We start from the raw sequence: 26,018 nt of genomic DNA, 5'->3' as shown, positions 1-26,018 counted from the left end.
ATGTTTGTTGTCTTGAATTGAATCAAGACGCCCTACACATTTGGTTTGTCTTACTTTGTTCAGTTTTCAAAGGTCTATTCTTTCTTATTTAACAACTTTTATATCTTAACATTTCTTTAAGAAGTTGTCAACAAGTTTTTCTTTCTTAACTTAGAAAGTTGTTTGTCGTTATTTCTTAGCGACTTCATTAATATACCATCTTGCTTGTTATTTGTCAACAACTTTTTTGTTGGTATATTAAGGTTTTTACCACCTTGTTTTTTAACGACTTCGTTATTATAACATAGCATTAAAACCTCGTCAACATTTAAATTCAACAATTTATCATGACGTTTCTTACTGCTTTGTCAGAACAAATAATAATATATCAAGGACTTAAAAAAATTGCAATAGAAAAAATGCTTTTTTCAACGATTATTTTTAAAGCCGAATATTCGTATAAAATGTTTAAAAATCAACAGTTTTTTGATGTTATTTAATTGTATTATTCTAGTATTTTACAATTATAGTTCGTCTCTTTTTAGGGGAAAGGCTACGTAAGAACTTCTTAGAAATCAATGACCTAGTGAAGCTTGTCGATAAATACATAAAAAAAACAAGCAAAGTCATCACTTTACTTGTCTTCTGTTCGTACAATTGGTACAAAAATTCTAAAAATCGTCCCTTGCCCCACTACGCTCTCTGCTAATATTCTGCCTTTATAGCTTTCTACAAGTTGTTTGGCAATCGACAATCCTAAGCCATTTCCACCTTTTGTTCGTGCTCTTGCTTTATCTACACGATAAAAACGATTAAATATTTTCTTCAAGTCCTCTTCAGGTATTCCCTCACCAAAATCTTGGATCGCGATCTCAAATTCACTTAGCGTGGATGAAATCGAGATATGGACTTCTTTTCTTGTCGTTGAATACTTTACTGCATTATCTAAAATGATGATAATCAATTGTTCAAAATGATTTCTAAAAATTTGTAGTGTTACTTCTTTAGCTAAGTCATCATCCAGTGTAATAACATAATCAGGATAAAGTAATTTAAAATTATTGAATACTTGGTAAGTCACTTCTTTTGCATTCGTCGTTTCGTTGGCATAATAAACATCTACTTGCTCTGCACGTGATAGATCTAACATTTCTTGTACTAAGCTTTTCATCCGACTGATTTCTTGCATACTTGCAGTTAGGGATTCTTCTAAAATTTCGGGATCATCTTTCCCCCAACGATTCAATAAGCTAAGATGCCCTTCAATAATTGCTACAGGTGTTCTTAATTCATGTGATACATCTTCCACAAATTGTTCTTGTTGTTCGATATACAGACGCATACGATCTAGCATTTCATTGAAGATCTCAGCAAGGTCTGCTAACTCATCATCTGTATCAATCTCTGGCATATGAATATCTGATTGTGGATCTTTACGGATCGTATCCATCGTATCTCGTAATACTTTTAACGGTTTTAAGAAGTAGGAAGATAGGAAGAAACCTAAGATACTACTTAGTATCAAGGAGACGATTTCTAGCACGATCAAAGTCAATAAAAGATTATTTCTTATATCATAGAAAGATGAAAGTTCATAAAATGTTTGAGTATAGCCGATTTTTTCTCTTGTTTGTTTAGAATAAATAGGTTGGATCGATAAAAAGCCAGTTTTCCCGTCTAGAGTAACGATCGTTGGGATCTTCCTGGTCGTTTGAATCAATGAACGACTTTTTTCGTGTGTTTTAAAAATCAATTTTTCATCCAGATCATAAACATACAGATCCATCGATGCTTGACCAAGTTCAGAAATAAAGGAGTCGATTTTCATCAAGTTCCCTTCAATGACCGCGGTATCATCTCCAGTGCCGCCGGTTTGGTCAGCGTTCGTTAAGTTTCGATAGGCATTGATCAATGTCAACTCCTCATCTGAATTTGATAAACGAGAAGCCGCTTCAGAAATGGTATGTTCGACATTTGCTCTTTCCTTAGCTACGATTAGATTGATCGATGATTTATAGGTGATCACTGCAAAAATCGTAAAGACGACAAATATGAAGAAAGAACTTGCAAAGGCCCACTTGATCGTCAAGGATGGACCTTTAAGTTCTCTTTTTTCGGTTTGATTGTAATTGCTCACGAGCGCATCACGTAACCAGTTCCACGTACTGTTTGAATATAGCTTTCTTCACCAGGAACATCGATTTTATTACGGAGATAACGAATATACACATCCACTACGTTTGTTTCCACTTCGGTTTCGTAGCCCCATACTTTGTTTAATAAAACATCCCGTGCAAGTACCACGTTGACATTTTCCATCAAAGTAAGTAATAGTTCATATTCACGCTTCGTTAATTCAATGACTTCATTGCCACGACGTACGACTCTATTTTCTTTTTCGATCGTTAAGTCGCGATAAGTGATCGTCGTTTGTTTTGCCACATTTTTATCTCCTTCGATGTCGATGCGGCGCAATAAAGCACGTAGACGCGCTAACAATTCTTCGATTGCAAATGGTTTGACGATGTAATCATCTGCACCATGATCTAAACCAGAAACTCTATCAATGACAGAATCTCTCGCAGTCATCATGATGATTGGTGTATTTTTTGCTTGGCGTACGCGACGACAAACTTCAAGTCCGTTCAATTCAGGTAACATCAAGTCTAATAAAATTGCATCCCACTCATTATTCAAAGCAGCATCCAGACCTGTTCGTCCATTGTAATGTACTTCAGCATTATACCCTTCATGTTTTAATTCTAACTCGACAAATCGGGCTAAGTTTTTCTCATCTTCAATGATTAGAATATTACTCATTCAATTTTGTCCTTTCTCTCCTAGGCTTCTAAACTCCATTATTATACCAATAGTTAATTTAAAATCTATAATCATTTTATCATGGAATACTATTTTAAAAAAGAGCTGAAGTCGCCCTCTATAAATTGACCTCAGCTCTTTCATTTATTACTTATTTGTTTAGCATGTTGAAGAATAAAGAAGTTGATTAATCTTCGTTATACCATGAGTAATGGAAGATTCCTTCTTTGTCAACACGTTCATACGTGTGTGCGCCAAAATAATCACGTTGTGCTTGGATGATATTTGCAGGCAAACGTTCGGCTCTGTATGAATCAAAGTAAGCAATCGCTGAAGAGAATGTTGGTACCGGTACGCCTGCTTGAACAGCTAACGCAACAACTTCTCGTACGGCTTGTTGGTATTTCTTAGTGATCTCAACAAAGTAGTCATCCAATAATAGATTTTCAATGTCAGGATTGTTTTCGTAGGCATCAGTGATTTTTTGTAAGAAACGAGCACGGATGATACAGCCGGCGCGCCAGATTTTTGCAATTTCACCGAATGGTAAATCCCAGCCATAGTCTTTCGATGCGACACGTAGCTGTGCAAACCCTTGTGCATAGCTCATAATTTTGCTGAAGTATAACGCTTCACGAATTTTTTCGATAAATTCTTTTTTATCGCCGTTGAATTCAAAATCATTCGTATGTGTCAAGATTTTGCTTGCTTGTACACGTTCATCTTTGTATGCAGAGATATAACGGGCAAAGACAGACTCTGTGATCAATGGAAGTGGTACACCAAGGTCTAAAGCACTTTGACTTGTCCATTTCCCTGTTCCTTTATTTCCAGCAGCATCAAGGATCACATCTACGATCGGTTGACCTGTGCCTTCATCGTCTTTACGTGTCAAAATGTCCGCAGTGATTTCGATCAAGTAGCTATCTAATTCACCTTCGTTCCATTCTTTGAAGATATCAGCCATCTCATCGACAGATAAACCTAAAATATTTTTCATCAAGTCGTAAGATTCGGCAATCAGTTGCATATCACCATACTCAATCCCATTATGGACCATTTTGACATAATGGCCTGCACCATTTGGACCAATGTAAGTTACACAAGGCGTGCCGTCTTCTGCTTTTGCAGAAATTTGTTCAAGGATCGGTGCAACTAATTCATACGCTTCTTTTTGTCCACCAGGCATGATCGAAGGTCCTTTCAACGCACCTTCTTCTCCACCTGAAACACCAGTCCCAATAAAATTGATACCAGAGTTGGCTAATTCTTCATTTCGACGGATCGTATCTTGGAAGAAGGTATTCCCGCCATCGATCAAAATATCACCTTTGTCTAAATGTGGTAATAATTCTTGGATCGTTGCATCTGTTGCTGGTCCTGCTTTGACCATCAAAAGGATACGACGTGGTTTTTCGATTGAATCAACAAATTCTTCGATCGTGTATGTTGCTTTGAAGTTTTTGTCTGGATGTTCTTCTACCACATCTGTTGTTTTTGCTCCTGTACGGTTGAATAGTGCAACAGAGTAGCCGCGGCTTTCAATGTTAAGGGCTAGATTTTTACCCATGACGGCCATTCCGACAACGCCGATTTGTTGTTTTGACATATAAACTCCTCCTACATATGGGATGTTCTCCCTAATCTCTCTCATTATAGCTTAACATAGCTTACTTGCAAACCAAATAAGTACGAATCGATGATGTTTCTTACTTCTTATCATTCCGAATACAATCGTTATTTCAGAATCAAAAAAATAAACCTCAAGGCTCCATGGTTAGCCTTGAGGTTTTACATTTTCTAAATAAAATGTATTAAGCTTCTTTAGACATTACGTCCTTACCATCGTAGTAACCACAACTTGCACATACGTGATGGCTTTTTTTCATTTCACCACAGTTTGGACATTCGTTCAATCCTTTGATTGTCAATTTGTAATGAGTACGACGTTTTGCTTTTTTAGCTTTCGATGTTCTTCTAGCTGGTACTGCCATTTTGCTACACCTCCTTGTAAAGTCTCGTATCAAGATTTGATACAATATATTCCAATCTTACGCGTTATCATCTTCTTCTGATGCTGAATCAAAAAATTCTGATAGTTTTGCAAGACGAGGATCTACTTTTGTCTCAGCTTCTTCCGTTTTGCGTTTTTCGTACTCTTCTTCGGATAGCACTTCCCAATCATTCCCTTTCGGTAATTCAGTGGAATGCTCTTCTTCTTCTGTGAGTACACGCATCGGAATCGCCAATAAAATGTTGTCTTCGATCGACTCTGTCACATCTAGATGCGTTCCTTCGATTAAGAGGATCTCTTCTGAAGGTAACTGAACATCTCTACGTTGGTATTGTTCCATCGTCATAAACAATTCATCCACAGACAGCTTGATTGGTAATTCAACTGGTGTCAATGAACGAGTGGACGGAACAGTCAGTGTCGTCTGCGCAGTGTAATGAACGAGATAGCCTTTGTTATCTACTGAGACTAGACCTTCGACTTCCACAGGCGCAACATCTAAAATTGAATCGTCTCGCTTCATAAGAGCCTTTTTTACGTCAAGGGTCTCATGAAAAGTTAACGGTGTCTCTTGGTATTTTCTCAATTCCAATAAAGACCATTTCATAGTTTCATCACTCCTAAGCAACAAAAGCTATTATACAGGGCAAAAAGTCGGTTGTCAATGAAATTTTCTTGACACCTTACACTTCATAAAAAAACACAGAGCGTTTTTCTCATCTAGGTGAGATTTATTCGCTCTGCGTTTACTTTGTCGCTAGCTACCACCGTTTGATCAGATATCAAATGTATTGGATCAATTGCATTAAAATAGGTACAACGAACACAAATAGCAGGGTACTCGTCGTGACAAGATTCGTTGCATACTTCACATCACCGTGGGCTTCATTTGCAAGTATTGGCAAGACAGCTAGCATAGGTGTAGCTGACTGTACGATCAACGTTTGTTTCAGTAGAGGGGCTAGTTCTGCACCAAAGGCATATTTACCTATTACCATCAGTCCAATCAATATAGCTGGTGCTAAGATAAATCGACCGATCAAAGCCACGATCGTATCCCGATCAAATCGAATACTTTTCAACCCTGCATCGTATAAAACAATTCCGATATAGATCAATGATAATGGCGTCACGATCCCGCCTACATAATTTAGTGTTGAATTGACAAAATCAGGTACAGGGATCTCTAACACCAAGAAGAAAAGCGCAAGGATAAAACCTAATAAAGGCGCTGGTAAAAGCTTTTTCCAATTCAGCTTCGTTTTCTTTTCTGTTCGATCTTTTGTCGGGTCATCATTAGCGATCAAAAACACACCAAATGCCCATGTCGATACGGTATTTGTCACATAATAAATTAAAAAGTAAGGTAAAGAGGCTTCGCCAAAAAGGGCAATATTAAGTGGCAAGCCAATAAATATCGTATTGGCATTCACCACTGCATTCATAAAAATCCCCCGTCTACCTGGTTGTATCTTGAGTAATTTTGTTAGCACATAAGCAATCAGGTAGGAAATGATCACTGCAGCGATCGGATAAATCAAACTTCCAGATAATTCGATCAAACTGCTTTTAGTTAAATTCTTCATAACTGAAACGAAAATCGAGGCGGGTAAAGCTACTTTAGTGATCAAGGAAGAGATACTTCCCCCAAACTGTTCATCAAACCACCCCAAGCTTTTTAGTACATAGCCTAATCCAATCATCAAGATGATACTGATCACACTTTCAATTGATTGAAAAAAAACCATTTCTTCCATCTCCTCAGTACCCATTTAGTGAAGCAATCTATTTGTAGATAGGAGCTAACACTGCTCAATCATGTTGCTTCTTCTATTTTTTGTTTTAATCTAAAAGACGATTTGTGTGCCACTAGCCTTGTAGATTACTTATTTCTTTTTTAAGTGTAGTCTTTTAGGTTTGTTATAGTCAAAATTATCGATTACAATAAACATTATTTATATGTCAAGGGAGCGAATCGATTCATGAATACGAGAGATCTTGAATATTATGTTCAAATCGTCAAACAGAAAAATTTTACTAAGGTGGCTAAGTTTTTTGACGTCAGTCAACCAACGATCACTTATGCCTTACAACGCTTGGAAAAAGAAATTGGTGCTACCCTTATTACAAGAGATCGTTCCCATCATGAATTGATCATCACTCCTGCCGGTAAGCAACTATTGATCCACGCACAGTCAGTCTTGCAAGAAATCACACTTGCTAAGGCAGAGATTGCTCAGCTACAAAAGAAAAAATTGCGCTTTGGCATGCCACCTATCATTGGCAATGAATATTTTCCCAAATTATCGAGCTATTTTATCAAGCATCAATTAATGGGTCAAATCGATATCATCGACGGTGGTTCTCGTGATCTATATGGCATGATTCATCAAGGGCGGATTGATCTTGCGATTCTTGGATCAACACAACCGATCGTCGATCAAAAGCTAGAAGTCGAGCCATTGTTGGATAAATGCTTCATGATCGTTGTGTCCCCTTCACACCCTCTAGCAGATCGTACAAGCGTTTCTTTTAAGGAGCTAGTCAACGATCAGTTTGTTTTATTAAATGAACACTACGTCCATCCTGCTGCGTTTACAAAGCTTTCTAAGCAAACGCATATCGTACCTAAGATCGTTTATCAGAGTAATGACTTAACGATTTTGAAAAGCATGATCCGAGAAAATATCGGGATTGGCTTTCTCACCGAGATCGCGATTCATCCTGAAGACAATCTTGTAGCTATTCCTTTAGCAGATACTGCTCAACCACGGTTTTTGATTTCATTAGCCACTCGCGCACAGCAGTTACCAACGGTTTTACATGAAAACGTGATCGAAGTCATCCATGAATTTATGAAAACACAAAAATAACTTGCTCACACAAAATACAGGATAAAAAAAGAGTGCTGAGATTTCTCTCAACACTCTTTTTGATTTTGTTTTCGATTAGATAGCTGTTGTTTCTCCGCGATAAACGATACCACGGCGAGCGTCAACAGTGATCAATTCACCATCTTTGATTGTTGAAGTTGCATCTTTCGCACCAACGATTACAGGAATATCTTGTGCAATTCCCACAACTGCTGCATGTGAAGTCAAACCGCCTTCTTCAACAACTACTGCTGCTGCTTTTTCGATTGCAGGCATGAATTCTTTGTCAGTTGAAGGAACAACTAATACCATACCATCTTTTGCTTTTTTGATTGCTTCTGCTGCTGATGAAGCAACTACAGCGTTTGCTACAACAGATTGTTGACCAATTCCTTGTGCTTCAAGCAATTTTGAACCAATCATTTGAATCTTCATTACGTTTGTTGTTCCACGTTCACCTACTGGTACACCAGCAGTAATCAAGATCAAGTCACCTTCTGAAGCGAAACCTAATTCGACTGCTTTTTTCGCAGCTAATTCAAACATTTCGTCTGTTGTTGTTGGTTTTTCTGCAACTGTTGGATATACACCCCAGTTAAGCATCAAACCACGTTTTGTGCGTTCGTCAAATGTGACAGCTAAGATATCAGCATCTGGACGGTATTTAGAGATCATTTTTGCTGTATAACCAGATTCAGTTGCAGCAACGATTGTTTTTACGCCTAAGTTTTTCGCAGCACGTGCCACTGATAAACCGATTGTTTCTGTTACATCAGTTTTGTCAAATTCATTTAATTGGAATGAACCTAATTCTGCTAATGCTAATTCAGCTTGTTGGTCGATACGAGCCATTGTTGCAACAGCTTCAACAGGATAGTCACCATTTGCTGATTCACCTGATAACATTGTTGCGTCTGTTCCGTCAAATACTGCATTGGCAACGTCAGATGCTTCCGCACGTGTTGGACGTGGGTTTTCTTGCATTGATTCTAACATTTGTGTTGCAGTGATTACTGGGATACCCGCAGCGTTACATTTTTTGATGATACGTTTTTGAACCATTGGTACTAATTCAGCAGGGATCTCAACACCCATGTCTCCACGAGCAATCATGATACCATCAGAAACTTTGATGATTTCATCAATGTTGTCGATACCTTCTTGAGATTCGATTTTAGGGAAGATTTGAACATGTGTCATGTCTTTTTCTTCTAAAATTTCACGAATATCTAATACGTCTTGTGCTTTACGAACAAAACTTGCAGCGATGAAGTCGATGTCGTTATCTAGTCCGAAACGGATATCGTCTGCATCTTTTGGTGTGATACCTGGCAAGCTGATTGAAACGCCTGGTGCGTTAACACCTTTACGTGATCCTAGCATACCTGCATTTTTTACTTCTACTACTAATTCACGTGTTGCTTCATCTTTTTCAATGATTTCCATGTCGATCAAACCATCATCGAATAAGATATGTCCACCTACATGAACGTCTTCAAAAAGACCTGGATAAGTCACTGCGATTTTTTCTTTTGAACCTACATGTTCAGGGTCCATTGAGATGCGTGTTTTGTCGCCAACTTCAAATTTGATGTAGCCTGCACGGCCAAAATCTTCTTCAGTTGTGCCTTGAACTGTTGTACGGATTTCTGCACCTTTTGTATCTAAAAGGATGCCGACATCTTTACCAGTTTTCTTCACTGCTTCGCGAACCATTACCATACGTGATAATTGTTCTTCATGGTCACCATGTGAAAAGTTGAAGCGGAAGACATTTGCTCCAGATTCAATCAATTTAGAAATAGTTTCTACTGAATTACTGGCTGGTCCTAATGTACTAACGATTTTCGTTTTTTTCATTTTACAAAACTCTCCCATTCAAATTGTTTATTTAAAGCCATTCAAAGCTTAAATATCTGTTAGATATTGGGAAGACTTGCTTCCCACTCCCATATATATCTATTGATTTATCTGACTACTTTTCTTTATTTAGAAAGAAAGTGAGTTGTTCAAGTCATATAATGATAAATCTGGTTGGTGTTTGTTATTTTCTAGTGTGTCAATGATATCAGCCTCAACGATATCGTTGTCGCGAATACCGATACACAAACCACCTTTTCCTTGTTGCAATAATTCAACAGCATGTGCGCCAAATTTACTTGCTAATACACGGTCGCGTGCAGTTGGTGAACCACCACGTACAACGTGTCCTAAGATCGATACACGTGTATGATAATCGCCATATTCTGACAATTTTTCTGCAAATTCGTTTCCGCCCATTACGCCTTCTGCCAAAATGATCAAACAATGTTTTTTGCCACGATCGCGGCCATCTTGGATTTTTTTGGCAACAACTGCCATATCAAAATCATGCTCAGGGATGATGATCTCATCCGCTCCACCAGCAACACCTGACCATAAAGCGATATCTCCAGCATTACGTCCCATTACTTCGATCACGAACGTACGAACGTGTGAAGTTGCTGTGTCGCGGATACGGTCGATTGATTCTAATACTGTGTTGATTGCTGTATCAAAACCGATCGTAAAATCAGTTCCTGGAATATCGTTATCGATCGTACCTGGTACACCCACTGCTGGGAAACCACGTTTAGTCAAAGCCATCGCGCCATGGTAAGAACCATCGCCACCGATCACGACAAGACCTTCGATACCGAATTTTTTCAATTGTTCGATTCCTTTTAATTGTCCTTCTTCTGTTGCAAATTCAGGATAACGTGCAGAGTATAAGAATGTACCCCCGCGTTGGATCTTATCACCGACATCTGCAACATCTAATCGACGGATATCTCCGGCAACTAATCCAGCAAAACCATAATTGATCCCGTAAACTTCCAATCCTTCATATATACCTTTACGAACGACTGCACGAACTGCTGCATTCATCCCAGGAGCATCTCCACCACTAGTCAAAATTCCGATGCGTTTCATATTCATCTTCACCTCATTAAATTACTTTATCCTAAGCAAGACTTAGGTTTATAACCTTCTTTGTATTAACCACGACTAACATTCTAACATTATTTTGCTCACTTGTCTTGATTTCCTGATAAAAAAATGAAAAAAAATGAAAGCAAATAGTATCTTTTACCGTAAGTTATTTGAAAACAACATTTTCTTCATTTAAAAGGTAAGCTAATTGCTTCTTGAGACTGTCTGAACCATCGAGCCAAAAGGCTTCAGATAACACAACTTTTCGTTGGTCTTTTTCATGATACATGACAACAGGAATATATCCTGGGAATTTTTTGAACAAATCTTGCAGTTGCTTCATCGTATCTGGTTGATCTGCCTCTTCCCTGATTCTCAAATAACACGTTTGTTCTGGATACTGCTGTTGCAATTCTTCTGGATCAGCGACTACTTCTGCAATCAGCTGCAATTCTTGATTGTATTTACTGATTTCTGAACGACCTTGCACGAAAATCACTTGATTTTCTTTGAATAATGGACGCGCTTGTCGATACAGCTCTGGAAAAACGGTAATGGCTATTTCTCCACTACTATCTGTCCCGCTGACAAAAGCCATCAACGCTCCTTTTTTCGTACGGATCTCTCTTACCTCTTTGACCATCACTAAAACATTTGTGGCTTGTTTAGATACGATTTCTGTGACTAAATGGACTTTTTTTGCTAATTTAAGTCGCTCATACCCTTCCGTTGGATGACCAGATAAATAGACACCTAAATGCTCTTCTTCTAATTGAAGCTTCTCTTCGAGGCTATAATCTGCGACTTCTTCCTCTTTTAAAGCCATGATATCTAAAAGGTCTAAACTACCACCACTATATAAGATGTTTTGGATCTTACCTTCCAGATCCAACATCAACTGTCTGCGGTTTCCTACTAATTCATCAAAAACACCTGATGCAACTAATGTTTGTAGCAACTCCAATTTGAGCCAACGTTTATTGATACGAATTAGAAACTGATCAACAGAACGGAATGGACCATCTTCTTTTCGTTCACGAATGATCTCCTCAACAAAATCTCGACGAACACCTTTGATTGCTGTCAATCCAAAACGGATGGTTTCTTTATCCGTCAGCTCAAAACCATAAAAACTTTGATTGATCGAAGGAGAGGTCAGCTTTATTTTATACTTTTTTGCCTCAGCAATATACTCTTTCAACTTTGCCGTGTTGTGACGGACGGAATTCATCAAACTCATAAAAAATGCACCAGGGTGATGAACTTTGAGATAGGCCATTTGAAAGCCAACAAAGGAGTAAGCAAACGCATGGGAGCGATTGAACCCATAGTTAGCAAAGTGTTCGATATATTCGTACACTTCATTGGCCTTTTCCTTACTGTACCCTTGTTGGTTGGCACCTTGAACAAAATGATCTCTTTCTTGATCAATCACGTCTTTTTTCTTTTTACTGATTGCTCGCCTCAAAATATCCGCTTGTCCAAGAGAAAATCCAGCCATGGTTGAAGCAATCTGCATAATTTGTTCCTGATACACAATGACGCCATACGTATTTTTCAAAATCGGTTGCAGTGAATCGTCGGGATAATGGATTCTTTCCTTCCCTTTCTTACGAGCGATAAATGTATCGATATTTTGCATTGGTCCAGGACGATACAAGGCGTTGACAGCGGCAATGTCTTCAATGTTTTCTGGTCCTAATCTCCGCAGGACATTCCGAATCCCTGCAGATTCGAATTGAAAGACCCCTGTTGTTTCGCCACGTTGGAAAAGCTGTAAAGTTTTAGGATCATCTAATGGAATTTCTTTGAGCTCGATATCTTTGTTTTCGACACGTTTGATTGCTTTCACTGTGTAATCGATGATAGACAGATTTCTTAATCCAAGAAAATCCATTTTTAACAACCCAATAGCTTCGACATCATTCATTGTATACTGAGTCAAATATGCTTCATCTGATCCTTTTTGTAAAGGAACTAACTCTAGTAGATTCTTATCACTTAAAACGACACCAGCTGCATGAGTAGAAACGTGTCTTGGCAAACCTTCAAGTATTTTTGCAGTATGGAACAACAATTGATTTTTTTCACTCGCTTGTACTAATTCAACCAGCTTGTTAGAAGTTCGATAAGCCTCATTCAACGTCATTTTCAATTGATTAGGAATCGCTTTAGACCAACGATTTGCTTCGCTTTGTGAAAGGCCAAAGACACGTGCCACGTCTCTTAGCACCATTTTAGCTGCCATGGTTCCAAACGTGGCGATTTGTGCCATATGGTATTGACCATATTTCTCACGAACATAAATCAGCACTTCTTCTCTGCGATTATCAGGAATGTCTAGATCGATATCTGGCATCGTGTATCGTTCTGGATTCAAAAAACGTTCAAATAGCAAGTCGTACTCCAATGGATCTACATCTGTGATCTCCAACACATAGGCGACTAATGACCCCGCAGCTGAACCACGGCCAGCACCAGTAACGATGTTGTTTTTATGAGCAAAAGCCATAACATCCCAAACGATCAAGAAATAATCATCAAATCCCATCTGGTGGATCACTGACAGTTCATAATCTAAGCGCTCTTGATAGGCTGCAGTGATCTTTTCCACACGCTTGCCTAATTGCTTCTGACAAAGTTCCTGTAAATACTCTCCTGCACCTCGATTTTCTGGTACCGGATAATGTGGTAGTAATTTCTGATGGAACTGAAATTCAAAAGTTACTGTTTTAGCTAATTGCTGCGCATGGTTCAACGCTTCTTCCAATCCTGCGTTTATGAATCTTTGTCGTAATTCTGCTTCGGGAAGTAAAAAACCTGTTGCTGAATCACGAGTCGTTTGTCGTACTTCATCAAAAGAGAGTTGCGTTCCTTCACGCAGATGTTTCATTGTTTCCAAAGAAAAAAGTTCCTCTTGGTGCAAACTAGCAATCGGATGTACTGCACAAAGTTGAAATTGATTTGCTCGTAAATAAGCGAGCCATTCTGGAGCTTCTAGGGGCGTTTCTTCTGTGACACCTACATAAAGATGAGAAGATGCTATTTTTTCTTGCAAGCTTTGCCAATGGCTATCAAATGATGCTGACACACCGTAGTCATCAGCAATCGATTTTTTGGTTGGTAAAACGACAAGCAAATGATCGAGTTCATCGATCTCGTGAAGCTTGATTTTTTCTCGGATCATTTTCTTGCTTGAGAGCTTGATCAATTGTTGGTAGCCGATTCTATCTTTTGCGTAGAGTAGTAACTCATAATGACGTTCTTGAAACTGGTAGGTCAAGTTCAGTCCAATAATTGGTTGTATTTTTTCATTCATACAGATGCGGTAAAATTCCGCTGCCCCAGATAGCACATCCTTATCTGTGATTGCTAATGTCTGATAGCCTAGTTTCTTTGCTTCTCGAACGTATTCGTTTATGCGAATCGTACTTTGCAACAAAGAATACGAGGTGATCGTATAAAGTTGTGGAAGAAACATTTTTACATACCACCTTTTCCATTCACTTTCTTTTTAGGGGAATATTCGTAACATCAACTCGTTATCTTGTATGACTGGTTACGTGTATTCGTCTTTCTTCATGCTTTTTCATCCGACGAACGATTTATACTTTTTATACTATCCACTGACGTTGAATGCCTGTTTCTCCCTTTACATTCAAAAAAAATCTGGTAAACTGAACATAGAAAAGAGGTGTTTGATATGCGATATATCGTCACATTATTTTGGGCAGTCATTTTAGGTCAAGTGGTTGGCTATATCGGTGGTGCATTGTCTAGTAGCCCATATGATTTTACCATGACGACTATTATTTCATTGGTTGCAGGATTGATCGTCATTTTGATCAGCGCTGTTGCAACACCTAAAAAAGAAACTTCGTCCGCTTCACATTCATAAAAGCCGAACAGATTGGAGAAATACTCCAATCTGTTTTTTTCTTGATCATAGTTTTTGATGAAGTACTTTTCTAAAATTAAATAGTGATAAAAGAATATTCGTCAGAACAAAGAGACTAGTCACAATAAACACTGTACTGTAATTGTACGCATGAGCGACTGTCGAACCTAACATCGGTCCTAGTACTTGACCAAAGTTCGTAAACATTTGGTTATAGCTATATACTCGACTGACACCTTCTTCTGGTGTGATCTTGCTGATCAATGTATTGATCGATGGCATCAACGCACCTGTCGAAAAACCTAATATAAAACGTAAGATCCCTAATTGTAAGGGCGTAGTCACAAATGCCATTGGTAAGTAGCAACAAAACGAAAGTACCAAACCTGCTAACAGCACCTTCTGATTTCCTATCTTATCCCCTAATTTCCCCAGTCTTGGAGAAGAAAATACTGCTGAAACACCTGATACTGAAACAATCAATCCACTAACAAATAAGATATTTGATGTATCACCACTCAATTCCCGAATGTACAATGTCAAGATTGGACTGATCGTGGTAATCCCTAATTGTAAGATTAGAGTAGTAACAAATAAACCGACCAACACAGAGAAGTGATCCATTTTAGCAAAAACTTCTTTGGTACTGATCATATCTTTTTTCTCTACCGGTTGGAAATCTTCTTTTACCATGAAAATCGTTAAGATCGTGGTGATCAGTAATAACCCTCCAGTAATCAAAAAAACATTTTCCATTCCGAACCATTGCGCCAAAGCGCCTCCCATTGACGGACCAATCAGCGTCCCTGCCACTGCCCCAGTAGAAAGCGTGCCTAACGCCCAACCACTTTTCTCTTTAGGCGCTTGTGAAGCAATCATCGCTGTCGCATTAGGTATGTATCCAGATAAAATCCCATTAAAGAAACGCATGACTAAAAGCCAATAAGCATTTGGGACAAAAGCTAGTGATCCCATAGTGATCGTCATACCGGCTGCTGCCCGGATCATCATCATTTTTCGTCCTTTTCGATCGGCTAGATTTCCCCAAATAGGCGCAACGATCGCCGCAGCAAAGGCTGTTACTGAAATCGCTAATCCTGAAAATAATTCAATTTGATCCTTAGGTGTACCTAGTTGTTCGACGTAAACTGGAATGAACGGCATGACTAAACTGATACTTGAACCAGTAAAAAAGCAGCCTATCCAAGCTACGAATAAATTTTTTCTCCATTGAACCTTCATCTATCACCCTTCTTTCGTCTCTATTATCATACCTATTTTTGTACGTGTGTGCAACGTATGTGCCGGTATCGTTCGTTTTTGCAAAAGAGGAAGAATACCAAAAAAATAGAAGCAAAGAGTTAGCTTACTCTTTACCCCTATTTTTTGTCATTTAAATGATTGCTAAAATAACGAAGTTGAGGATGAATAAAATATCAACAACCCATAAAGCAAATGAAATCTCACTAGTTTTGCCTTTGACTACTTTCATGATCGTATAGAAGATAAATCCAGCAGCGATTCCGTATGAGATGCTGTAAGCTAATCCCATGAAGATCGAAGCAAAAAAGGCAGGTAATGCTTCTTCCATATCTAACCAATTGATATCAGCAAACGAAGCCATCATCATCACACCAACTAAGATCAATGCTGGTGCAGTCGCTTGTGCTGGTACAATAGCAATCAGTGGAGAGAATAAACTACTCAAAGCAAATAATGCAGCTACGACGACTGAAGTCAAACCTGTACGTCCACCAGCACCGATTCCAGCTGCCGATTCAACATAAGTCGTAGTATTCGATGTTCCAAAAATCGCACCGATCGATGTGGCGATTGCATCAGCAAACAACGCTTTATCCATTTTTGTTCTAAATCCTCGACCGTCTTCTAAAGCTTCTTCATCTTCTTTAGAGAAGATTCCTGTACGTCTACCGGTACCGATGAATGTTCCGATCGTATCAAATGTATCGGATAAACTAAATGCGATGATCGTCATCAGTACTTGTGGAATCTTAGAGCTATCACTAAATAATGATTGCATCCCTTCCGCACCGAATGCCGCACCAAAGGTTGTTCCCAGTTCATTGATCGAATTCCCCAAAGAATTTTGTTCCCAGTCGATCGCTCCTAGATCAACGACCCCCATCAAAATCCCGATGATCGTCGTTACAACGATCCCGATCAAGATCGCGCCACGGATATTTTTAACCACTAAAATCGCTGTCAATACTAGCCCGATGACTGCTAATAAGATTGGCGCATTATTGAAGTTTGCAAGTTCTGGAACGATGCCACCATTGATGGTCACGTTGGTTACTTGACCGTTGTCAACCACAGAGCTAGAAATCGCTGATTGATCTGCAGAAAAAGACAAAAATCCAGCATTTTTGATCCCAACGTATGCAACAAAAATCCCGATACCACCGCCAATTGCATGTTGTAAACTCTCAGGAATGGCATGGATGATCATTTTCCGAATATTTGTTACTGTAATAAATACATTGATCAACCCACAAATAAAGACCATGGCTAATGCTTCTTGCCAAGAATAACCTAATCCAAAAACAACTGTAAACGTGAAGAAAGCATTCAAACCCATTCCAGGGGCTTGTGCATACGGCACATTAGCAAATAATCCCATAACTAAAGTACCGATGATCGAAGCAATGATCGTCGCTAAAAAGACTGCCTGAAATGGCATGCCAGCAGCTGACAAGATCGTCGGATTAACAAATAATATATAACTCATGGCAAAAAATGTCGTGACACCCGCCATTATTTCTGTTGGTACATTTGTATTATTTTTCTTTAGTTGGAAAAACTTTTCCATAAAAATTTCCACTCCCTGATTTTTTCTAACGGACTATATAATATGTAAAAATAAATCCAAATATAATTTTCCGTCGAACATTTATAAATTATATAGACATTTCATTCGTTTTTCAACATAAATCTTTATGAAATACCATTTTAATCTTTTAATGTTCGTGTTTAGGTTGATTTCGTTTCTTATTTTCTATTTTTGCTTCAAAGCAATTATTTTTCAGAAAGATCTGCACCTTGTTTATTCATTGAAATATGCTAGACTAAAACAAATCGTTGTTTGAAAGGAATGACAGCATTGAACAAAAAATTGATTGCGATCGACTTGGATGGAACAACGTTGAATCCTGAGTCGATCATTACTTCTAAAACCCAAGAAACATTGAGAAAAGCCATTGATGCTGGCCATCATGTCAGTATTGCAACCGGACGTCCTTATCGAATGAGTTATCAATATTATCAACAGTTAGAATTGACAACACCGATGGTCAACTTTAACGGTGCGCTTGTGCATATCCCAAACCAACAATGGGCTGGGGAGCAAGAAACATTGATCAATAAAGAGATTGTTTTTGAGATCTTAGCGCAAAAAAATCAATTGAATCTAGATTTTATTGCTGCGGAGAATCGCGACACTTTCTTTATCGATACTTTTGATTTTTTTGACGCAAAATTCTTTGCTTCACCAAATCCTAAACCAGAAAACCTACTGTCTCCACGAAATCTAACAACTAACCCTACGTCCTTATTGGTACGTACAGAAAAACAATATGCTGAACAAGTTTCTGCCGAACTAACACGTCAATTTGGGAAGCATGTCGATGTAAGGACTTGGGGTGGCCCAATGGCGATACTGGAGATTGTTTCAAAAGGGATCGAAAAAGCGAAAGGAATCCATCAAGTAGCGAATTATCTATCGATCGAACAAAAAGATGTGATTGCTTTTGGTGATGAACACAATGACTTAGAACTTCTTGAATATGCGGGCTGGGGTGTGGCAATGGCTAATGGGACTGAGCAACTAAAAGGCGTAGCCAACGATGTCACTGAGCAAACAAATGAAGAAGACGGTTTGGCGAATTACCTTGAAAAATTACTTTCATTATAAAAAATCCATCTGGGGCATTCGTCCTCTCGCACCACTTAAAACCAAATAAACAGAGGGAGCAGAAGTAAGCTCTTCGAAAATAAGGCGCCATCCACAAAATCTTTGTGGATGACGCCTTATTTCTTGAGGCTAAATACTTCTGCTCTGACCTCTGTTATCTGTTTGCCATGAACATATCGTAATAAGCATTCATGATCTCTTTGGCTATGACCGAATTCATATGGTCTTTTTCATCTAGCAGGTTTGGTAAGACAACACTTACCGCAATCTCAGGATTTTCTGTTGGTCCGTAGGCCACAATATTACTATTGACTGTTACGATATCGGGATGACCTTCAGCGACTGTTTCGGCTGTCCCTGTTTTAGCAGAAAGATCCATTTTTGCATCTGCTAATGATCGAGCAGTCGTGTAGTTATTTGTTCCATGGACTACTTGATGGAATCCTTCACGTAAAAGGGCCATCTCTTCAGGAGACACGTCTACTGTATTTTCGACAACTGGTTCCATCTCTTTTTTCACTTCACCTAAGTTACCATTCTCGTCGTTTCCGTAAATGCCTTTGACAATGCGTGGTTGGATTCTTTTTCCACCGTTCGCCACCGTTGCAGCATATTGCGCTAACTGGATTGGGGTATACGTATCGAACTGGCCAAATGCCAAGTCAGTAAAGTTTCCTGGTGTGAACCAGTCTTGTCCGTTGTCTGCATTGAATTTCTTCATGTATTCAACAGAGTGTGAGATCCCCGCAGACTCATTTGGTAAATCGATCCCTGTGACTGTTCCAAGTCCAAATTGTTTAAAGCCGTCACGCAATTGTTCATACGCTTGTGCCTCTTCACTTAGACTAGGTAAGCCCATATTTGGTACGTACTCTAACCCTAGCATCTTCAACGCTACTTTGATCATATAGGTATTTGATGAAAGCTCTAACGCTTGGACCACATCCAACGGTACAGATCCAGTACGATTGAAGACGGAACTTTTTTCTGAAGAGCCCTGTAATCGAATCGGTTCATCTACTAATACTTGATTACCGCTGATCACGCCACTTTGCCAACCGGCGGCTAACGTACCTGCCTTTACAACAGATCCTGGAACAAAGGCATTCGTGATCGTACCAAGGGCATTTTCAGTCAACTCTTTTGAGCCTTGCTCATGGCTGAAACCCGTCATCGCTAATACTTCACCCGTTTGAGGATTCATCGCGACTACATACGCACCTGGTGAGTATTGGGCTTTTCCATTATCGACTAATTTTTGATAATTGTTTCTAAGAATCTCTTCGACCTTCGCTTGGAACTCTGCATTGATCGATAACATCAAATTCGATCCTTTTTCTCCTGCATACAATTCTTTTTGTTGGATGACATTTCCATTGTTATCTAAAGTGATTTCATATTGTGTCTTTGTTCCTTGCAAGACATCTTCATATTGTTTTTCTAAATAGCTTTGGCCTACTCGGTCATTACGTGAGTAGCCTTTTGCCAAGAATTCTTCCACTTGATCGGCAGGTAAGCCTTGTTTTTCTGATGTTACGCTTCCTAGAATACTCTTGATGGAATCCGCCGCATTATACTGGCGTACCCAGTCAGTTCCTGTTGAAACACCTGGCAGGTCTGATGCATGTTCTGCCACGATCGCCAATTCTTGATCCGTAACACCAGAATTTTTAATGAAAACTGTATTCAATTCATAAGCATTATTCATTCGTTTAAAAATCGTTGCTGCTTTCAATTGTTCCTCATTGAAATTGATTTCCTCATCTGTCACTTTATCTACAGTTGCTTGGTATTGTTCACTCGTGCTCAAGCTTTTTTCTTTTGCCGATAGGCGTTCAGTCGCAGCTTTCAAATGTTCGGGGTCTGCTAACCAAAAATCCTTCTTATCACGTGTAGTCAAGTTTTCATCCACTGGCATATCGATCAACTGTGTCAAGGTATTTGCTGTTTTCAGCAAATCCTCCGCTGTCATATTTCTGCCTCTCGTGAATGTGATTGCTTGGTTGGCTTGATTTGTCACCAAAGCTTTCCCAGTGGCATCATAGATCATGCCTCGGGGTGAACTTACTTGTACCGTTAGAGACGAAGATGATTTGACTTTTGCTTCTAGTTCCTCACTGTTTACGATCTGCAAATAACCTAATCGAGCAATCAATGACACGAACAACGTAAATATAATGAAAAAAAGGAAATTTAAACGAAAGGGAACATGCGAACGTCGAAACGTTTTATTTTTTGGTTCTTGTGTTCCTTTTTTTATTCGATCTAACCAAGAATTATTTGTATTTTTTTTCATAAAACTTTTCATCATTCCTTCTTTTTCGCCTACTTATAGGCTCCATTGTACCTAAAAAAAACAAAATTAAAAAGTAAAATCCTGATCCGCAAGAAATTCTTTAATTCTCGACCCAAAAAAGACTAGTTTGTTTCACAAACAAGCAATGTGTCACACAAATGGATTCTAAAAAACTTTAAAAAATATGGTTATTTTTGAAAATAAAGTTTTCTTTTACTGTGAAACAATGGAAACAAATATGACATTGTGGAAAACTATCATCTGTTATTTCATTTTTGTTTGACATAATTTTTGATCACTTCTTTGGTTTGAGTGACTTTCTCCGTTAATTTTTCATTCTTTGCCATATAAAGATAAAAAATGATATCAATCGTTGCAAATTGAGCCAATAATGAGTTAGTTGCTGCACTTCGGTTCGTGATTTCTTTTGGTCTTGATGTCTGGACAACGACATCGGCCAATTTACTTAATCGGTTATTTCCAAATTGAGTCAATGCGATAACATCGATACCCATTTCTTTGGCTAACTGTCCGATCATCACCACTTCTTTGCTGTTTCCTGAGTTAGAGACAAGCCATAGGACTTTTTTGGTCTCATTACTCACTAATTGTGGCAATAAGACGTGGATGTCTTTTTCAAAAATGATTGGTTTTCCTACACGTGACCATTTTTGGAGGATATCCTCAACCACTAAAGAAGATGCGCCCACACCATATAGATAAACTGTTTGTGCTTCTTCCAGACGCTCAACGACACGTTGGATCATCTCTTCTTCTAAAATATCCACGGTTTCTTTGATCGCCACTTGCGCATTATTCCCTAATTTATGTTTGATCGAATAAAATGATTCATTTGGTTCAATATCACTGAATCCTTCCACGATACCTGCTTGTAGTTCGGTGGAAATAGTGATTTTAAAATCCGTTAAACTTTGAAATCCAAGTTTTTTGGAGAAACGAACAACTGTGGGAGCGCTCAGGCCCGCCGCTTCTGCTAGCTCATTGGCTGTCATCGTTGGTATTTTTTCTACATGTGTTACGATATAATCTGCTAGTTTTCTTTCGGCAGAAGAATAGTCATTCATCATACTTTCAATGCGACTCACTACGCTCATCTCATACACATCCCTTTTTCTAAATGTCTATGTCATTATATCATACTCAAAGGCAAACAATTCTCATACTAAACAAGAAAATAGAGAATATCCTTTGTTCTCTGCCTGCTCAACCGATTACTGTTATTCCTAAAAATCAATCGCTAAAAAAAGAAGCCAAGGTATAAGTGGCAACATGTCACACCCTTATCTTGGTTTCTTTTGACTTATCATTTATGGAATTTCACAGAACCAGCTATAAAAAACAAAATAAAAAAGAAAGAAGCAACATATAAAAAGAAACTAATATCCATCATTCAGTTCAAACAAATTGCCTTCTGGGTCTCTAAAGTAGGCACTGGTAAATCCTCCCCAAGCCTCTATTTTCTGAGGTTCACCTAAAAAAGTGACACCGTTGGCGGTTAACTTCGCATAGTCCTTTTGGATATCCTTCGTAGGTAATGTGATCACCACTGTATCAGATATTCCATTTTTAGCAGACTGTATATACCCTTTGACCAAAGACATTTCTTTTGCTAACGTCATATCAAAACAGTTAGGTTCTCCTTTTGCCATAGCAAATGACGTATACGGACCTTTTCGATCTCCCCATGTAGGAACCAATCCTAATTTTTTTGTGTAAAAATCATAACATTCCCCATAATCTTTTTGAATCAACAACCCGATTTTTGCCTGATTAAAGTTCATCTATCGACCACTCCTTTTTTAAGTTAGTTTTATTGTAGCAACTTAGGTTAGTAACGTATTGGATAGAAGCGACATTTTTCGCTGCTCACTCAACTTAACAAACTCAATGGGTGTGAGGCCAATATTTTTTTTGAACTCATTGATAAAATGGGACTGGTCATAATAATTTCCAACAAGCTCCCTTCGATCGGCAGGTTGTTTTAATAAAATGGTCAAACTATGATGAAATTTTATGGTCGATAGAGCCAATTGTGGGGTGAGACCGTAATGCTTTTTGAATAGCCGTTGGACATGCCTTGGACTAAGTCTCATATATTCGTATAATGCTTGTGGGGAAGCTAATTTTTTTATATATAGTTTTTCAAATAACTGAATGTATTCCGTCGAAGAGATACATTTGGCTAATCCGGATAAATAGCTGATCAGCGATTCTTTCATTTCTTCAATCGTGAGCGTAAAAAGAAGGGTTGTATCAAACCCAACATCTACTTCTTCAATGAACAACACTTGATCCATCGCTGCTGTTGCCTCTCGACCAGTTAAGGCAGAAAAAGCGCCTGGCTTCAAACGAAAACCAATATAGTGTTCGGGAAACCTTGTGATAAAGTTGAAGTCCGTTTTACTTGAACCGGTATAAAAAATAGATTGATCCAAGACATTGACAATTAAATCAATGCAACCATCGGCGATGATCACATCCTTGACCGTACCGCTAAAGTCAAATGAAATAGACTCCCACATACACACCAAGACATCTGCTAAGTCTGGGAGAACCGTTTCTTTATAATGTATTTTTTCTTCATATGCTTGATGAAACAGATGATGAGGTTGGATCGGTTGATACATTCTCTACGTTCCCCCTTATTTATCTAATACTTTTATTTTAGCATGATCAAGCGTTTTGACGTATGTAATGAGTGCCTCATAAAAAAACAGGAAGGAACAATTCTTTGTTGTCCTTCCTGTTTTTATTAAATTAGGCGTTGGTTCTCTTACGAACTCGTCTTAACGGCTGTAATTATGAACCTCTTCTGCCATCGCATCGACAAAGATATTCAAGTCCTCTACGGCAGTTTCTTTACTACCGTATCGGCGGATATTGACTGTTGCATCTGCCACTTCTTTATCTCCAACCACGATTTGGTATGGGATTTTTTGCGTTTGTGAAGCACGGATCTTATAGCCCATTTTTTCATTGCGATCGTCGACTTCTACACGCAAGCCTTTCATTTGTAGACGTTCTTTGATTTCATACGCGTAATCTGAATGAGCATCAACTGAAACTGGGATGATCGTTGCTTGGATCGGTGCCAACCAAGTTGGAAATGCGCCTTTGTATACTTCTGTCAAATATGCCACGAAGCGTTCCATTGTTGAAACGATGCCTCGGTGGATAACGACTGGACGATGATTATTTTCACCATCTTCTCCTACATAAGTCAAATCAAAACGTTCTGGTAGTAAGAAGTCTAATTGGATCGTTGATAATGTTTCTTCTGTTCCCAATGCTGTTTTAACTTGGACATCTAATTTTGGTCCATAGAAGGCTGCTTCTCCTTCCGCTTCGAAATAGTCAAGTTCCATTTCATCCATCGCAGCTTTTAACATGATCTGTGCTTTCTCCCACATGGCATCATCGTCAAAATATTTGTCTGTGTTGTTTGGATCACGGTAACTTAAACGGAAGCGATAGTCTGTAATATTGAAATCAGCGTAAACTGCGACCATCAACTCCAACGTACGTTTGAATTCATCTTTGATCTGATCAGGACGAACGAATGTGTGTCCGTCATTCAATGTCATTTCACGTACACGTTGTAATCCAGACAACGCACCTGATTTTTCATAACGGTGCATCATACCAAGTTCTGCGATACGGATCGGTAACTCACGGTATGAATGGATCGTATTTTTGTAGACCATCATGTGATGTGGGCAGTTCATTGGGCGTAGCACGAGCATCTCGCCATCTCCCATATCCATTGGCGGGAACATATCTTCTTGGTAATGATCCCAGTGTCCTGAAGTTTTGTATAACTCCACGTCACCCATGATCGGTGTATACACATGTTGATAGCCTAAACTGATTTCTTTGTCTACGATGTAACGTTCGATCGTACGACGGATCGTTGCACCTTTTGGTAACCAGAAAGGTAAACCAGAACCAACTTCAGGTGCTACCATGAATAATTCTAATTCTTTTCCTAATTTGCGATGGTCTCTTTCTTTAGCTTCTTCGCGCATTTGGATAAACTCTTTTAACGCCTTTTTATCAAAAAATGCTGTTCCATAAACACGTTGCATCATTTGGTTATTTGAATTTCCACGCCAGTAAGCTCCTGCTACAGATAATAATTTGAAGACTTGGATCCGACCAGTTGAAGGGACATGTGGGCCACGGCATAAGTCGATGAACTCTCCTTGTTGGTAAGCCGTGATTACTTCGTCTTCTGGTAATTCACTGATCAATTCCACTTTGTAAGGATCACTTGCAAAGATTTCTAATGCTTCTTGTTTTGATAACACACGACGTTCGATCGGCAAGTTTTCTTTGACGATTGCCATCATTTCCGCTTCGATCGCTGGTAGATCTTCGGCACTGACTTGGCTTTCACCATTGTCTGTATCGTAGTAAAACCCTGAATCGATTGCTGGTCCTACACCAAAGTGGATATTTGGATATAGACGGCGCATAGCTTGTGCCATCAAGTGAGCACTTGAGTGACGAACCAAACCAAGTGCGTCTTCATGATCAGGTGTCACGATCTCGATCGAGCCATCCTCTTCGATCCCGCGGTTCAAGTCGATCAGTTCGCCATTCACTTTTCCAGCCAAGGCTTTCTTTGCTAAACTTTTAGAAATACTTTCTGCAATTTCTGCAGTAGTGATCCCTGGCGCAAACTCTTTGACTGCACCATCAGGAAATGTCATTTTTATCATAGGGGTTCCTCCTTTAAATTTCTGTTTTTAGCTTCGCCACCAATAAAAAAAATCCTAGTATCTATACAGATACTAGGACGAAAAATTCGTGGTTCCACCTAATTTTGAATACGACATACGTACTCCTCAAGCGTGATAACGGTACGACCGCCTCTGTTTCAACAAAGGTTTCGAAAGTGGTCATCCTTTGGTTTTCTCCTGGAAAAGTTTCAGCCTAGCTTTTCCTCTCTTATCGAAGACTCTCAAATTCAGTTGTCTTTCTCATCAATCATCTATGTGTTTATTTAACCACTATTATTTCAAAAAATCAAGCCTCGAATCCACTTATTTTTTCCATTCACCATTGACACCATATGTGCCTTTTTTCATTTCGTTGATAATCACATGAATGTGTTCTTTTGGTGCTTGCGTATTTTTATGGACAGCCTCGGTGATATCTTTCATCATGTTCTCTAATTGTTCTGGGCTACGTCCTTCGACTAATTCTACGTGTACGAATGGCATATTCTCAAC

At 38.8% G+C, this 26,018-nt stretch carries 20 protein-coding genes; 3 read left to right on the top strand and 17 right to left on the bottom strand.

The window, feature by feature from the left end:
- Positions 1-613: 613 nt before the first annotated feature.
- The 6 genes from I2F89_RS13145 to I2F89_RS13120 form a co-directional block, all read right to left on the bottom strand.
- Positions 614-2,116 (bottom strand): HAMP domain-containing sensor histidine kinase, encoded by a 1,503-nt coding sequence (locus tag I2F89_RS13145; RefSeq protein ID WP_071866070.1) that lies wholly within the window; start codon positions 2,114-2,116, stop codon positions 614-616.
- Positions 2,113-2,799 carry a response regulator transcription factor gene (locus I2F89_RS13140; protein ID WP_010735834.1) on the bottom strand — a complete coding sequence of 229 codons (687 nt, stop codon included), beginning with the start codon at positions 2,797-2,799 and terminating at the stop codon, positions 2,113-2,115. Before I2F89_RS13140 ends, I2F89_RS13145 begins: the two co-directional genes overlap by 4 nt.
- Before the next feature lie 187 nt (positions 2,800-2,986).
- Complete coding sequence (gndA, locus tag I2F89_RS13135) at positions 2,987-4,408, bottom strand: NADP-dependent phosphogluconate dehydrogenase (protein ID WP_034688385.1); 1,422 nt, start codon at positions 4,406-4,408, stop codon at positions 2,987-2,989.
- A gap of 205 nt (positions 4,409-4,613) precedes the next feature.
- Positions 4,614-4,793 carry a 50S ribosomal protein L32 gene (gene rpmF / locus I2F89_RS13130; protein WP_010735836.1) on the bottom strand — a complete coding sequence of 60 codons (180 nt, stop codon included), beginning with the start codon at positions 4,791-4,793 and terminating at the stop codon, positions 4,614-4,616.
- 57 nt (positions 4,794-4,850) lie between these two features.
- Complete coding sequence (locus I2F89_RS13125; RefSeq protein WP_010735837.1) at positions 4,851-5,420, bottom strand: YceD family protein; 570 nt, start codon at positions 5,418-5,420, stop codon at positions 4,851-4,853.
- Between the two features lie 175 nt (positions 5,421-5,595).
- Positions 5,596-6,561: an AEC family transporter gene (locus I2F89_RS13120; RefSeq protein ID WP_019723059.1), complete on the bottom strand. Its 966-nt coding sequence runs from the start codon at positions 6,559-6,561 to the stop codon at positions 5,596-5,598.
- A gap of 234 nt (positions 6,562-6,795) precedes the next feature.
- Here I2F89_RS13120 and I2F89_RS13115 point away from each other — a divergent pair, with 234 nt between their 5' ends.
- The gene (locus I2F89_RS13115; RefSeq protein ID WP_071866069.1) at positions 6,796-7,686 is read left to right on the top strand and encodes a LysR substrate-binding domain-containing protein; all 891 of its coding nucleotides are present in this window, start codon (positions 6,796-6,798) and stop codon (positions 7,684-7,686) included.
- 75 nt (positions 7,687-7,761) lie between these two features.
- Here the strand turns inward: I2F89_RS13115 and pyk are convergent, their stop codons facing one another.
- The 3 genes from pyk to dnaE form a co-directional block, all read right to left on the bottom strand.
- Positions 7,762-9,546: a pyruvate kinase gene (gene pyk / locus I2F89_RS13110; RefSeq protein WP_010735840.1), complete on the bottom strand. Its 1,785-nt coding sequence runs from the start codon at positions 9,544-9,546 to the stop codon at positions 7,762-7,764.
- Between the two features lie 129 nt (positions 9,547-9,675).
- On the bottom strand, positions 9,676-10,638 hold the full coding sequence (pfkA, locus tag I2F89_RS13105) for a 6-phosphofructokinase (RefSeq protein ID WP_034691339.1): 963 nt from the start codon (positions 10,636-10,638) through the stop codon (positions 9,676-9,678).
- Positions 10,639-10,804: 166 nt separating this feature from the next.
- On the bottom strand, positions 10,805-14,119 hold the full coding sequence (gene dnaE, locus I2F89_RS13100) for a DNA polymerase III subunit alpha (RefSeq protein ID WP_195514483.1): 3,315 nt from the start codon (positions 14,117-14,119) through the stop codon (positions 10,805-10,807).
- Positions 14,120-14,341: 222 nt separating this feature from the next.
- Here dnaE and I2F89_RS13095 point away from each other — a divergent pair, with 222 nt between their 5' ends.
- Positions 14,342-14,536 (top strand): YjzD family protein, encoded by a 195-nt coding sequence (locus tag I2F89_RS13095; RefSeq protein WP_010735843.1) that lies wholly within the window; start codon positions 14,342-14,344, stop codon positions 14,534-14,536.
- Positions 14,537-14,581: 45 nt separating this feature from the next.
- On the opposite strand, the gene I2F89_RS13090 is transcribed toward I2F89_RS13095, so the two are convergent.
- Both I2F89_RS13090 and I2F89_RS13085 read right to left on the bottom strand, forming a co-directional pair.
- The gene (locus tag I2F89_RS13090) at positions 14,582-15,778 is read right to left on the bottom strand and encodes a multidrug efflux MFS transporter (protein ID WP_010735844.1); all 1,197 of its coding nucleotides are present in this window, start codon (positions 15,776-15,778) and stop codon (positions 14,582-14,584) included.
- 151 nt (positions 15,779-15,929) lie between these two features.
- Positions 15,930-17,366: an NCS2 family permease gene (locus I2F89_RS13085; RefSeq protein ID WP_071866067.1), complete on the bottom strand. Its 1,437-nt coding sequence runs from the start codon at positions 17,364-17,366 to the stop codon at positions 15,930-15,932.
- Between the two features lie 291 nt (positions 17,367-17,657).
- Between I2F89_RS13085 and I2F89_RS13080 the strand changes: the two genes are divergently transcribed.
- Complete coding sequence (locus I2F89_RS13080; RefSeq protein ID WP_010735846.1) at positions 17,658-18,467, top strand: Cof-type HAD-IIB family hydrolase; 810 nt, start codon at positions 17,658-17,660, stop codon at positions 18,465-18,467.
- A 154-nt stretch (positions 18,468-18,621) separates the two neighbouring features.
- Here I2F89_RS13080 and I2F89_RS13075 read toward each other — a convergent pair whose 3' ends face one another.
- The 6 genes from I2F89_RS13075 to I2F89_RS13050 form a co-directional block, all read right to left on the bottom strand.
- Positions 18,622-20,778, bottom strand: a complete 2,157-nt coding sequence (locus I2F89_RS13075) for a peptidoglycan D,D-transpeptidase FtsI family protein (RefSeq protein ID WP_195514482.1) — start codon at positions 20,776-20,778, stop codon at positions 18,622-18,624.
- Positions 20,779-21,032: 254 nt separating this feature from the next.
- The gene (locus tag I2F89_RS13070) at positions 21,033-21,878 is read right to left on the bottom strand and encodes a MurR/RpiR family transcriptional regulator (RefSeq protein WP_034688402.1); all 846 of its coding nucleotides are present in this window, start codon (positions 21,876-21,878) and stop codon (positions 21,033-21,035) included.
- 282 nt (positions 21,879-22,160) lie between these two features.
- Positions 22,161-22,565, bottom strand: a complete 405-nt coding sequence (locus tag I2F89_RS13065) for a VOC family protein (RefSeq protein ID WP_071866066.1) — start codon at positions 22,563-22,565, stop codon at positions 22,161-22,163.
- Positions 22,566-22,607: 42 nt separating this feature from the next.
- The gene (locus I2F89_RS13060; protein ID WP_195514481.1) at positions 22,608-23,411 is read right to left on the bottom strand and encodes an AraC family transcriptional regulator; all 804 of its coding nucleotides are present in this window, start codon (positions 23,409-23,411) and stop codon (positions 22,608-22,610) included.
- A 159-nt stretch (positions 23,412-23,570) separates the two neighbouring features.
- Complete coding sequence (thrS, locus tag I2F89_RS13055; protein WP_074799751.1) at positions 23,571-25,505, bottom strand: threonine--tRNA ligase; 1,935 nt, start codon at positions 25,503-25,505, stop codon at positions 23,571-23,573.
- 324 nt (positions 25,506-25,829) lie between these two features.
- Positions 25,830-26,009 (bottom strand): 2-hydroxymuconate tautomerase, encoded by a 180-nt coding sequence (locus tag I2F89_RS13050; RefSeq protein WP_002287649.1) that lies wholly within the window; start codon positions 26,007-26,009, stop codon positions 25,830-25,832.
- Between the last annotated feature and the right edge of the window lie 9 nt (positions 26,010-26,018).

The organism is Enterococcus sp. 1001283B150225_161107_E12 (genome assembly GCF_015556925.1).
Lineage (GTDB): Bacteria > Bacillota > Bacilli > Lactobacillales > Enterococcaceae > Enterococcus_B > Enterococcus_B mundtii.
The sequence above is the reverse complement of the archived record's forward strand: the minus strand, read 5'-3'. Positions and strand labels throughout refer to the sequence as shown.

Coding starts and splice junctions, on each gene's coding strand:
- gndA (WP_034688385.1), bottom strand. CDS start 4,408: ATGTCAAAACAACAAATCGGCGTTGTCGGAATGGCCGTCATGGGTAAA.
- I2F89_RS13050 (WP_002287649.1), bottom strand. CDS start 26,009: ATGCCATTCGTACACGTAGAATTAGTCGAAGGACGTAGCCCAGAACAA.
- dnaE (WP_195514483.1), bottom strand. CDS start 14,119: ATGTTTCTTCCACAACTTTATACGATCACCTCGTATTCTTTGTTGCAA.
- I2F89_RS13120 (WP_019723059.1), bottom strand. CDS start 6,561: ATGGTTTTTTTTCAATCAATTGAAAGTGTGATCAGTATCATCTTGATG.
- I2F89_RS13115 (WP_071866069.1), top strand. CDS start 6,796: ATGAATACGAGAGATCTTGAATATTATGTTCAAATCGTCAAACAGAAA.
- I2F89_RS13065 (WP_071866066.1), bottom strand. CDS start 22,565: ATGAACTTTAATCAGGCAAAAATCGGGTTGTTGATTCAAAAAGATTAT.
- I2F89_RS13125 (WP_010735837.1), bottom strand. CDS start 5,420: ATGAAATGGTCTTTATTGGAATTGAGAAAATACCAAGAGACACCGTTA.
- pyk (WP_010735840.1), bottom strand. CDS start 9,546: ATGAAAAAAACGAAAATCGTTAGTACATTAGGACCAGCCAGTAATTCA.
- I2F89_RS13075 (WP_195514482.1), bottom strand. CDS start 20,778: ATGATGAAAAGTTTTATGAAAAAAAATACAAATAATTCTTGGTTAGAT.
- thrS (WP_074799751.1), bottom strand. CDS start 25,505: ATGATAAAAATGACATTTCCTGATGGTGCAGTCAAAGAGTTTGCGCCA.
- rpmF (WP_010735836.1), bottom strand. CDS start 4,793: ATGGCAGTACCAGCTAGAAGAACATCGAAAGCTAAAAAAGCAAAACGT.
- I2F89_RS13095 (WP_010735843.1), top strand. CDS start 14,342: ATGCGATATATCGTCACATTATTTTGGGCAGTCATTTTAGGTCAAGTG.
- pfkA (WP_034691339.1), bottom strand. CDS start 10,638: ATGAAACGCATCGGAATTTTGACTAGTGGTGGAGATGCTCCTGGGATG.
- I2F89_RS13140 (WP_010735834.1), bottom strand. CDS start 2,799: ATGAGTAATATTCTAATCATTGAAGATGAGAAAAACTTAGCCCGATTT.
- I2F89_RS13060 (WP_195514481.1), bottom strand. CDS start 23,411: ATGTATCAACCGATCCAACCTCATCATCTGTTTCATCAAGCATATGAA.
- I2F89_RS13070 (WP_034688402.1), bottom strand. CDS start 21,878: ATGAGCGTAGTGAGTCGCATTGAAAGTATGATGAATGACTATTCTTCT.
- I2F89_RS13085 (WP_071866067.1), bottom strand. CDS start 17,366: ATGGAAAAGTTTTTCCAACTAAAGAAAAATAATACAAATGTACCAACA.
- I2F89_RS13090 (WP_010735844.1), bottom strand. CDS start 15,778: ATGAAGGTTCAATGGAGAAAAAATTTATTCGTAGCTTGGATAGGCTGC.